The sequence below is a fragment of the Sandaracinobacteroides sp. genome, from assembly GCF_057137845.1.
On record NZ_DBNHFX010000176.1, the window covers coordinates 1 to 11,134 of the forward strand.

Below are 11,134 nucleotides of genomic sequence, written 5' to 3' on the forward strand. Positions count from 1 at the left end.
GTGGAGGTGGACCGGATCGACCAGATCGCCCCGGCGCTGGCGGCAGGCGCCGACCGGCTGCTGCTGGACAACATGGCGCCGCCGATGCTGCGCGAGGCCGTGGCGCTGGTGGCGGGGCGGGTGCCGACGGAAGCTTCGGGCGGGGTGAACCTGGACACCATTCGTGCCATCGCCGAGTCGGGCGTGACCTATGTTTCGGTGGGCCGCATCACCCAGTCTTCGCCGGCTGCTGATGTTGGCATGGATTATCTGGACTGAGGGGCAGGCAGAGCAGGCGGATAACTCGTTCAATCGGCTTTATCATGGTCGTCATCCGACATCCTGTCGCCCGGCAACCCTGGCAGCAAATGCTGAGAAACGATGGCGTCGGCTGCTGCTTGGGCCGCCACCTCGTTCCCCAGAGTCGTCCAGTGTTTGTGGCCCCGTTCTAGGTAGAACTGCGTTTCAGGCGCCGCCATGCGCTCAAAGCGTTCCAGCGGGCTAGCATGCGGTGTTCCGGACAAGATGTTCGCTGGTACAAGTTTGTTGATCACACTGATATAGCGGCTACGGCTGCTGCTCGACGGGATTTCGAACAGCATAAGTCGGGCCCCCATCTCCTTGCCTTCGCGATCGACCGCTTCAATCAATTTTCCGTTCAGTGTTGTGTTGCCTGCCCATGCCGGCAGGGTGCCGCCGATGGCCCCATCGGGACGGATATCCGCAGCTTTATCGGTTTCGCTTTCGTCGGCAGCAGTTCGCACTCGAAGTGTAGCGAGCAGTTTTTTTCCCATCGCGCCCGCCCATTCGCGGAGGGCAGAGTAGAGATGGCTGTTTTCCTGTGCCCAGCGGTAGGCCGCATAGCGGTTCAGCCGGTCAGAAATGGCGATGCCGGGCAGGAAGGTGGAACTGGCCCGCACGAGGTGGTTTGCGGAAACCTTGAAGAGGTTGGAACGGATATTGTCGTAGCCATCGGTCTGGTGGACTGACATCAACAGCAGATCGGGACGATAAAGACGAACTCGGCTTTCGAGGATTGCAAGGTTTTCCGCGTGACCGAATCCCGAGACAGCGAAGTTCACGACTCTGCAGGGGTGGCCCCGCCGGTCCAGTGCATGCTCGAGGCGGGCAGCAAAACTGTTCGCGAAACTGCTTTCGAAGCCGATGAAATAGCTATCTCCCAATAAGGCGATGCGGCAGTCACCGGGCACCCGTGGGCCAGGGGGTGGACGGTCATCGCGCTGGCCGGCAGAATTATAACGGATGGTGACATCGACTTCCGGGGTCCACTGGCGGAAGCGGGCGTTCGGAATGTTCGCTCGCACGCCGTCTGCGCCGGCGGTGACGTAGCGGGGCACCAGCGCCTGCGGAGCTAACAGTCGCAGGAAAAACTCGCCGAACAGCAAGGTGTAGAGCAACGCGAGGAGCACCAGCGCTGGCCAGCGCCAACGGGGGGGTCGCGCGGTGGTTGCGAAACGTACGGGTTGCGTCTGCGCCACGGGCATGACGGTCGGCTTTCCTTCAGAAGGCGAAATAGATGAAGTCGGAAGCTTCCTGCGGGGACAGGAAGATCAGCGAATAGATCAGAAACAGCACCAGGTTCAGTCGGACGAAGCCTGAGGATTCGTTGAGGAACTCGAGTTTTCCTGTCCAGCGCTGCCAACACTGGACGACCATCAGCGGCAACGCGAAGAAAGCCACGGTGCCCCATTGTGGTGATCGCATGTCGAAACCCGATGTCAGTCCGGCGGCATAGTGGCTGATGGTCGCCATGTCAGGAGCGCGAAAGAACAGCCAGCCGACGAGGGTCAGCGCTGACATCAGTGCCCACAGCCCAAGGTTGACACTCCAGCCAAGGGCGGGGCTTGTCGTCATCCAGCGGTCCACCTTAGGTATCAGCCGACGATCTACATCGGCAAGGCGGTAGGCGATCAGGATCAGGCCGTGAAAAGCCCCCCAGGCGAGGAAGGTCCAGTTGGCACCGTGCCACAGGCCGCCGAGGAACATGGTGAGGAAGAGGTTGCGATAGGTGTGGAGACGCCCGCCACGATTGCCGCCCAGCGAGATGTAGAGATAGTCGCGCAGCCAGCTGGACAGCGAGATGTGCCAACGCTCCCAGAATTCGGAGGGTGTGCGGCTGAAATAGGGTAGCCTGAAATTCAGCACCAGTTCGAAACCCATCATGCGTGCAATGCCTCGTGCCATATCCGTGTAGCCGGAAAAGTCACCGTAGATTTGGAAGGCAAACGCGAGGATGCCGACAATCAGCTCGCCGGTGGTGGCTGTAGCGGTGCGGCTGAAGATGTCGTTGGTGACAGGCGCGAGATTGTCCGCGATCACAACCTTTTTGTACATGCCCCAGAGGAACAACAGGGCGCCGGTTCTCAGACCCTCGGACGTGATGCGGCGCGGGGTTACGAACTGACGATAGAGATGTGGCGCGCGCTCGATCGGGCCTGCCACCAGTTGCGGGAAATAGGCAACGAAGCTTGCGAATGTGAGCAGTGAAGTGGAGGGTGAGAAATGCTCCCGGCGCACATCAAGCAGATAGGCGATCTTCTGGAAGGTAAAGAAGCTGATGCCGATGGGCAGCACGATATTGGCCGTCGTCCAAGTGACATGGCCACCGAACAGGCTGGCGATTTGCACGAAGCTTTCAGCAAAGAAGTTGAAATACTTGAAGAACCCGAGGAGTGCCAGATTGGCGATGATGCCGGCGGTGAGTGCGATGCGTGCGCGCCGGCCTGCGTTCATGGCGTTTAGTGCAGCGACGAGTGCGACCGTAGCCGCCATGAGCGCCAGAACTAGCAGCAGGTGACGCCACTGGCTGGAAATGCTTGGCAGGTAGGACACCAGCGCGCCGGCGAGCGCGAGGCCGAGGCCTTCGGCGAGTTGCCGCCGTTCAATCCTGTGGCCGGCGACCGCCGGGCCAAGGATATAGGCAAAGCTGGTGCCTCCCACGATCAGTATCAGGAAGCGGACATCCCACCAGCCGTAGAAAGTATAGCTGGCGACCAGCAACATGCGATTCTGCCAACGAAGATTGTTTTGCAACAGCGCATAAAGGCTGAAAACGATGGCGAAAAAGATGAAGAACGTCAGCGTCTGGAACAGCATCAGCGGCGGCTCTCGATAGTCGGTGGGAGAAGCGGAGCGAGTGCTTGATAGGCGTCAGGCGTGAAGTGGAGGGCATCGCGACGGTAGCGGTCTGGAACATGACCATCAGCAGCCAGCAACGGCATTGGATCAACCAACTTGGCGCCATGGCGAGCAGCGATGGCTGGCAGTGCGTTGTTCAGTGATTCGACATAACTGTCTACATGATGCCGATAGACAACCCTCCTCAGGAGTCCAGGACGGATAGGAGGAGGAATCCGCAGAACGATCAGGTCGGCGCCGGAATCATGGACATCGATCGCCATGCGTTCAAATGCGGCCAGACTGTCCTGTAGCGCCTGATGCCGCCGTTGCGGCCCAACCAGTGCTGCCGCTACAGCATCATTGATGCCAGCCTGGAGCAAAACCTTAGTTGGCCGAGTGCGGGCGAGTTCGCCACCCAGACGCCCCGAAAGCCGAATGGCGGTTTCCCCTGGGAAGCCTGCCGTTTCGATCCGGTAGGGCCGGGGAGGCAGAGGGGACCATTGATCGATGCGGCTATCGCCGAACAGAAGCAGCGTTGGCGGATGTCCGGGTGATGTTGTTGCAACAGGTTGCTCTAGTGGAGGAGTCAGACCGCCAATACGGTCTGAGCGCCACGCCGAAAAGCGTGAACCTACCATCAGCAGCGCTGCTGCTGCTGTAAGGGCCAGAACCTCCGGTAACGCAGGCCATTTCAAATACGGATTCCCACCCCTGCCCCTATTGCGGCGATGCTATACGGGGCAGGCGGCGGGTGGCAAGTAGGGGTTCGCAACGGAACATGAACTGCTCCGAGTGGGATCAGGAATCGAGGGCGCGGCGTAGCTGGTTTATGTCGCGGTCGAGTTCGTGGTCGGTCGCGCGGAGTTCCTCGATCCGTTTGACTGCGTGGATGACCGTGGTGTGGTCGCGTCCGCCGAAGCGGCGGCCGATTTCCGGCAGCGAGCGCGGCGTCAGCATCTTGGCGAGATACATCGCCACCTGACGCGGGCGCGCCACTTCGCGGGCGCGGCGCGGTGAGATCAGGTCGTTGATCTTCAGCGCATAATGATCGGCGACCCGGCGCTGGATTTCGTCGATCGTCAGCTTGCGACTGTGCGCGCGCAGCACGTCGGCCAGCACTTCGCGCGTGAAATCGAGATCGAGGCGGCGGCCGACCAGATTGCCATAGGCGATCACCCGATTGAGCGCACCTTCCAGTTCGCGGACGTTGGCGACAATCTTGCGGGCGAGGAACTGCACCACATCGTCGGGGACGACGGCGCCCGGCATCGCCGCCAGCTTGGTCTTCAGGATGTTGTAGCGGAGTTCATAGTCGGCGGGGTTGATGTCGGCAACGAGACCCCAGGCAAGGCGCGACTGGATGCGCGATTCAATGCCTTCAAGGTTCTGCGGCGAACGGTCGGCGGAAATCACCAGCCAGCGCCCGGCCGAGATGATCTCGTTCATGGTGTGGAAGAATTCTTCCTGCGTCGAATCCTTGCCGGCGATGAACTGCACGTCGTCGACCATCAGCAGGTCGGCCGAGCGCAGCCGCTGCTTGAAGCTGATGGTGTCGCGCGCGCGGAGCGCAGCGAGGAATTCCACCATGAACTTTTCGGCGGAGAGATAGATCAGTTTGGCGCCGGGCTTTTGCGCCAGCACCGCCGAGCCGATCGCGTGCATCAGGTGGGTTTTGCCAAGCCCCGTCGGCCCGTGCAGGAACAGCGGGTTGAAGCCGGCGGTCTGCCCGGAGGTGATCGCTGTTGCCAGCGCCTGCGCGGCGTTGAACGCCAGTTCGTTCGACTTCCCGACGACGAAGCTGTCGAAGCTGTAGCGCGGCTCGAAGGCGGAGGCGTCATCGGTGGTTGGGGATGCGACGGCCGGTTGCGATTCGGGGGCCGGTTGCAGTTCGGGGGGCGTGGCTGCCGATACTGCGAACTCGATCGATTGAATCGAGGGGATATGGGCGGCGAACGCGCGGCGCAGCCGGTCGGTGAAGTGATTTTTCACCCAGTCGGCGCGGAAGCGCGAGGAAACGCCCAATCGCACCGTCGATTGGTTCAGCCCGAGCAGCACCAGCGGCTTCAGCCAGCTTTCAAAGGTTTTTTCGCCGCATTCCGACAGCATGTGCGCGCGGACCAGCCCCCAGACGCGAAGCGCCGTGGCGTCGATGCTGCCGAACGGCGCTGCGGCCGCATCGGCTGCGTGCAGGGTGACGGAGGAACTGTTGATCTGCATGGAAAAATCTGCCGGAACTGAAGAAACGGGCAGGCAATCGAGAATGCCTGATTAGAAGCGGGAACTGCGGGCGATCAGCCCGCCGCCCGCTCTCCCGGTTGGGCGCCCGGCAGATCATCCCGGCGGCCGTGCCGTTGCGAGGGCCGGCGCCCCGATGTGATTCGGTATCGATCGGCCGATCTGGCGAGCGGGCGGCGGATGGTGATGCCCGGCTGGCTGGAAGGCTGCCCTACTTTGCCATGGCTGGCGGCTCGATGGTTCTGAATACGCGAAAGACCCATCGTTGCTGCAACCTCCGTAGAACGCAAACTGCCCCCCTGCGAAACGGCTGTTTCACAGGCCAACACACTGCAGGTGGCGCCGGATGGCCCGGCACGCCCCGCGTGAATCGATTTTGAACTGCCGGCAAGGCGCCCGATCGGGAGGTTCTGAAGCGATTCGCTCTGCCCCCCTTTCAGACGGTCCTGAACCGGCTGCGGAGCGGAATAGACCAGCACCGGGCAGGCAGCACAAGGCTGCAAAATTGCGTCGGCGGCAAATAAATCTGTTGACAGGACAACCGCCGGAGATTCCACCTGATTTTGATAAGATAATGAAATATATGAAGAATATTCTGTCCCTCGCAATGTCGAGAGGCGAATCGCCGAGGCTTCTCCGAGGGGGCGGAGGGGGGCGCCCGAGGCGGGCGTACGGCCTGGGCATCGCCGGCTGCGACATTGTGCGCCACGTGCCCCGGGAAAACATGCAGACATGAAAAAGGCGGCGCCGGTGGCACCGCCCTTATCGATCCCTATGGACCGGGAATCGCCGGTGGGCGAATCAGGCCAGGGCCGACACCTGCTTCGACAGGCGCGAGTATTTCCGCGATGCGGTGTTGCGGTGCATGACGCCGCGTGCGACGCCGCGTGCGAGTTCCGGCTGGGCGGCCTTCAGCGCGGTTTCGGCGGCCTGCCTGTCGCCAGCGGCGATCGCCGATTCGACCCGCTTCACATGGGTGCGAATCCGCGAGAGGCGGGCCTTGTTCACGGCCGCACGACGTGCGTTGCGGCGGATGCGCTTTTCGGCCTGCGGGGTATTCGCCATGTCGTCCGTTCTCTTTCGAAGCAAATCCGGTCACCCGGCCGGGCGATAGCCCGCCGGAAAGGCCGGGGACCTAGACGCGTGTTGCCCGCCTGTCAAGGCAAGTGCAGGGACGGGCCTGTCAAGGCAAGTGCAGGGACATGCCGGTCAGCGCTGGCAGTGGCGGCAGCAGAAGGTCGAGCGGCCGGACTGCACGATTCGCGCGACCGGCCGGCCGCAACCGGGGCAGGCTTCGCCCTCGCGGCCATAGACTGTGAAGCGGTGCTGGAAATAGCCTAGATCGCCCGAGACCTGCGCATGATCGCGCAGCGTCGAGCCGCCTGCCTCGATCGCGGCGGCGAGCACCGTGCGCACGGCCTCGGTCAACCGGGCGAGCCTGCGGGCCGAAAGGGCGCCCGCCGCCGTGTCGGGGGCGATTGCCGCCAGATACAGAGCCTCGCAGGCGTAGATATTGCCGATTCCGGCCACCACATGCTGGTCGAGGAGCAGCGTCTTGATCGGTGTCTGCCGCCCGGCCGCGCTGGCGGCAAGGGCGGTGGCATTGAAGGCGTCCGACAGGGGTTCGGGGCCGAGGCCGCCGAGCAGCGGGTGTTGCAGCGCGTCGGCGGTTGCCACCAGATGCATCGAGCCGAAGCGGCGCGGGTCGTGGAAGGCGAGCGTCCGGCCGGCAGTTTCGAACAGCACGTGATCGTGGCGGCCGGGTTCGCCGTCGAGCCGATGGAATTTGCCGGACATGCCGAGGTGGAAGATAAGCGTGTCGGCGCGGTCGGTGTCGAGGAGACCGTATTTCGCCCGCCGGCGGATGGCGGTGATCGTTGCCCCCGTCAGCCGCTGGCCGAGATCGGCGGGCAGCGGCCAGCGCAGATCAGGCCGGCGGGCGACCACCCGGTCGAGGCGGTGGCCGACGAGGTGCGGCCTGAGGCCGCGCACCACGGTTTCTACTTCGGGAAGCTCGGGCATGTGCGATTGTGGCAAGTGGCACGTCCTGCCGCTTTGCGCTAGGGGCCGTTGCATGGCTGAAACCCTGTCCGCATCGAAACCGTCACGCCGGCCGGCGTCCGATTCTGCAACGCCCGATTCCGATGCACTTGTGTCGCTGGGCTTTCGCGATGTTGCACCAGAGGAGAAGACGCGCGCCGTCGGCGACATCTTCCGGCGGGTGGCTTCGCGCTATGACCTGATGAACGACCTGATGTCGGGCGGCCTGCACCGGCTGTGGAAAGACGAGTTCGTGCGCCTGCTGAAGCCGCAGCCGCATGAGCGGATTCTGGATCTGGCGGGCGGCACCGGCGACATCGCCTTCAGGATCGCCAGGCGCGGCGCCGGAGTGACGGTTGCCGACATCAACCCCGGAATGCTGGAAGTAGGGCGCGAACGGGCGGCCAGGCGCGGCCTCCAAGGCATCGACTTTGTCGAAGCGAACGCCGAAGCCATGCCCTTTGCCGACGCATCGTTCGATGCAGTGACCATCGCCTTCGGCATCCGCAACGTGACCGATATTCCAAAGGCGCTGTCGGACATCCGCCGGGTGCTGAAATGGGGCGGGCGATTCTATTGCCTGGAATTCTCGGCCAGCCAGTGGCCCGGATTCGCGCGCATTTATGATGCCTATACGCTGAAGCTGGTGCCGAAGGTGGGCGCAGTGGTCGCCGACGACGAGGAGGCCTATCGCTATCTGGCCGAATCGATCAAACGCTTCCCCGACATGCAGCGATTTGCCGGCATGATCGAAGCCGCCGGCTTCCGGCAGGTGAAGGCGCGGCCGATCCTGGGCGGCGCGGTCGCCATCCACAGCGGCTGGAAATACTGAAGCCCCGGCATGTGGGGGCTGCTGCACGGCTGGCGACTGGCAGGCGACGCCCGGCAGCTTGCCCGCCACGGCGCATTACGACCCTTTGAAACCCACCCCGATCTGCCCGCGCCCGCGCGCATGCTGGCGCGGCTGTTGCGGTTTGGCACCGGGGCGCCGGTTACGCCCGATTATGCGGGCGGGCTGAAGGCCTGCGGCCCGGCGGCGGTCAAGCTGGGGCAGGCGCTGGCGACGCGACCCGATCTGGTGGGGGACGCTGTCGCGGCGGATCTGGCGGCATTGCAGGACGATCTGCCGCCCGCGCGCTGGCAGGATGTGGAAGCCGTGCTGGAACAGGCGCTGCCGGGCGGCTGGCGCGCGCATTTCAGCGCGATCGACGAGCAGCCGACTGGATCGGCCTCGGTGGCGCAGGTGCATCGGGCGGTATTGCTGGATGGCCGGGCGGTGGCGTTGAAGGTGTTGCGGCCGAATGTCGAGGCCGAGTTCGCGGCTGCGATCGCAAGCTATGCCTGGGCCGCCGCACGGCTGGAACGGCTTGGCGGCGAGTTCGAGCGACTGCGGCCGCGCGTGGTGATCGAGACGTTCCGCCAGTGGACCATTGCCGAACTGGACCTGCGGCGCGAGGCGGGGAACGCCTCGGAGCTGGAGCAGGTGGTGCACGGGATGCGCGGGCTGAAGGTGCCGGCGGTATTCTGGGAACAGACGACGCGGCGCACGCTGGCGCTGGAATGGATCGATGGCCGCAAGCTGACCGACGCGCAAGCCATCCGGGCGCTTGCCGTCGACCGCAAGCGGCTGGCGGCGGCGCTGGTGCGGGGGTTTCTGGCGCAGGCGATCGGCGCGGGCTTTTTCCATGCCGATCTGCATCAGGGCAACATCCTGCTGACCGAAGCCGGCGAACTGGTGCTGGTGGACTTCGGCATCATGGGCCGGCTGGACCGGCGCGCGCGGGTCTATCTGGCGGAAATCCTGCACGGGCTGATCACCGGCAATTACCGGCGGGTGGCCGAAATCCACTTCGAGGCGGGCTATGTGCCGCGCCATCACGACATCGGCGCCTTTGCAACGGCGCTGCGCGCCGTCGGCGAACCGATTCGCGGCCGTTCGGCACGCGACATTTCGGTGGCCGGGCTGCTGGACGGGCTGTTCGCCATCACCCGGCAGTTCGACATGGCGGTGCAGCCACACTTGCTGCTGCTGCAGAAAACCATGGTCATGGTCGAGGGGGTGGCGCTTGCCCTCGATGCGGAGGTGAACATGTGGGACGTCGCGGCGCCCTATGTGCGGGGCTGGATGCGCGACGAGCTTGGCCCGGAGGCGCGGGTGGCGGATTCGCTTTTGGGCAATATCCGGCTGCTGGCGGCGGCGCCGGGGCTGGCGCGGCGCTTCGTCAGGCAGTTGCCGCCGGAAAGCGCAGCACCACCCGAAGCGCCACTGCCGCCGCCCGACCCCGCGCCGCGCGTGCCGGCGTCTTTATGGCTGGCGACCGGCGCGCTGCTGGGGGCGGCGGCGATGTGGCTGTTCGGCTGAGCCGGTGTTCAGCGGATCGGCTGCGCCTTAGCGATACAGGGCATCCAGCCGGGGACCATATACCTGTTTCAGCACATGCCGCCGGATCTTCAGGCTGGGGGTCATCTGCTCGTTCTCGACGGTGAAGGGCTGGTCGGCGAGGATGACCCGCCTGACCTTTTCCGTGACCGAAAGCTGGCCGTTCACCCGGTCGACGGCGGCCTGCACGGCGCGCAGGAATTCCGGGTTTTGCGCCAGGCCCGCGACTTCGGCGCCGGTGCGGGCGGCGAAGGCCTGCAGGAAATCATTGTCGGGGACGACGACGCCGACGAGATAGGGGCGGCGGTCGCCGTAGACCATCGCCTGCGCGATTTCGTCCTGCAGGGTCAGCATGCCTTCCACGCGCTGGGGCGCGACATTGTCGCCCTTGTCGTTGACGATGATGTCTTTCTTGCGGTCGGTGATGACGATGTGGCCGTCCTCGTCGAGGTGGCCGATGTCGCCGGTTTTCAGCCAGCCGTCGGCCGAGAGCACGCGTTCCGTTTCGGCGGCGTTTTCCCAGTAGCCATGCATGACCATTTCGCCGGCCGCGAGGATTTCGCCGTCGTCGGCGATGCGGACTTCGACGTCTTTCAGCGGCGGGCCGACGGTGTGCATCTTGATTCTGGCGGCGGGGCGGTTGCAACTGATGACCGGCCCGGCCTCGGTCTGGCCATAGCCCTGCAGGATGCAGAGGCCGACCGCGTCGAAGAAGAAGCCGACATCCGGGTTGAGCGGCGCGCCGCCCGAGACCATCGCCAGCAGCCGCCCGCCCATGCGCGCGCGCACCTTGCGGCGGAGCGTGCGGTCGATCAGGCTGTCGAGGACGCCATCGAACAGCGACAGGCCGCCCTTTGCATAGCGTTTGCGGCCCAGACGTTCGGCGACGCCAAGCAGTCGTGGCGCGAGGCCGCCCTGGCGTTCGATCTCTTTCAGCATGCGGGCGCGCAGAAGTTCGAACAGGCGCGGCACCACCACCATGATGGTGGGGGACACTTCCTCGATATTGGCCGAGAGCTTTTCCAGGCTTTCGGCGTAATAGATCTGCCCGCCCAGCCCGATCGGCAGATACTGGCCAGCGGTGTGTTCGTAGGCGTGGCTTGGCGGCAGGAAGGAAAGGAAGGTTTCCTGCCCCTGCCGTGGTTCGAAATCATGGTAGATGATGTCGGCGCAGCCCGAAATGTTGTGCAGGATGGCGCCGTGATGCTGGCGCACGCCGCGCGGCGCGCCGCCGGTGCCCGAAGTATAGATCAGGCAGGCGAGGTCGGAGCGGCGGGCGGTGGCGGCGGCGCGCACGGCCGCCACGTCTCCGCTGTGGCGGGACAGCAGTTCATCGGCGTTCAGCAGTTCCAGAGCGCC

9 protein-coding genes and 1 pseudogene are annotated in these 11,134 nt (G+C 64.4%); 3 read left to right on the top strand and 7 right to left on the bottom strand.

Annotated features, from left to right (window positions below; genetic code table 11):
- Positions 1-258, top strand: a pseudogene (locus AC16JP_RS10040) (carboxylating nicotinate-nucleotide diphosphorylase); the annotation flags it as partial.
- A 29-nt stretch (positions 259-287) separates the two neighbouring features.
- Here the strand turns inward: AC16JP_RS10040 and AC16JP_RS10045 are convergent.
- The 6 genes from AC16JP_RS10045 to mutM all read right to left on the bottom strand — a co-directional run bounded on the left by AC16JP_RS10045 (position 288) and on the right by mutM (position 7,377).
- On the bottom strand, positions 288-1,484 hold the full coding sequence (locus AC16JP_RS10045; protein WP_484340477.1) for a hypothetical protein: 1,197 nt from the start codon (positions 1,482-1,484) through the stop codon (positions 288-290).
- Between the two features lie 16 nt (positions 1,485-1,500).
- Complete coding sequence (locus AC16JP_RS10050; RefSeq protein WP_484340478.1) at positions 1,501-3,096, bottom strand: MBOAT family O-acyltransferase; 1,596 nt, start codon at positions 3,094-3,096, stop codon at positions 1,501-1,503.
- Positions 3,096-3,815 (bottom strand): SGNH/GDSL hydrolase family protein, encoded by a 720-nt coding sequence (locus AC16JP_RS10055; RefSeq protein ID WP_484340479.1) that lies wholly within the window; start codon positions 3,813-3,815, stop codon positions 3,096-3,098. Before AC16JP_RS10055 ends, AC16JP_RS10050 begins: the two co-directional genes overlap by 1 nt.
- Positions 3,816-3,918: 103 nt before the next feature.
- On the bottom strand, positions 3,919-5,337 hold the full coding sequence (gene dnaA / locus AC16JP_RS10060) for a chromosomal replication initiator protein DnaA (protein WP_484340480.1): 1,419 nt from the start codon (positions 5,335-5,337) through the stop codon (positions 3,919-3,921).
- Positions 5,338-6,156: 819 nt separating this feature from the next.
- A complete protein-coding gene (gene rpsT / locus AC16JP_RS10065; RefSeq protein ID WP_484340481.1) occupies positions 6,157-6,420 on the bottom strand; it encodes a 30S ribosomal protein S20 in 264 nt (87 codons plus the stop codon).
- 144 nt (positions 6,421-6,564) lie between these two features.
- The gene (mutM, locus tag AC16JP_RS10070) at positions 6,565-7,377 is read right to left on the bottom strand and encodes a bifunctional DNA-formamidopyrimidine glycosylase/DNA-(apurinic or apyrimidinic site) lyase (protein ID WP_484340482.1); all 813 of its coding nucleotides are present in this window, start codon (positions 7,375-7,377) and stop codon (positions 6,565-6,567) included.
- 52 nt (positions 7,378-7,429) lie between these two features.
- Here mutM and ubiE point away from each other — a divergent pair, with 52 nt between their 5' ends.
- Both ubiE and AC16JP_RS10080 read left to right on the top strand, forming a co-directional pair.
- Positions 7,430-8,227, top strand: coding sequence for a bifunctional demethylmenaquinone methyltransferase/2-methoxy-6-polyprenyl-1,4-benzoquinol methylase UbiE (gene ubiE, locus AC16JP_RS10075; protein WP_484340483.1), 798 nt, complete (start codon positions 7,430-7,432; stop codon positions 8,225-8,227).
- A 9-nt stretch (positions 8,228-8,236) separates the two neighbouring features.
- Entirely contained in the window at positions 8,237-9,757 is a 1,521-nt protein-coding gene (locus AC16JP_RS10080; protein WP_484340484.1) for an AarF/UbiB family protein, read from the top strand.
- Positions 9,758-9,784: 27 nt separating this feature from the next.
- On the opposite strand, the gene AC16JP_RS10085 is transcribed toward AC16JP_RS10080, so the two are convergent.
- The coding region (locus AC16JP_RS10085) for an AMP-dependent synthetase/ligase (RefSeq protein WP_484340485.1) at positions 9,785-11,134 on the bottom strand (1,350 nt) is incomplete at its 5' end.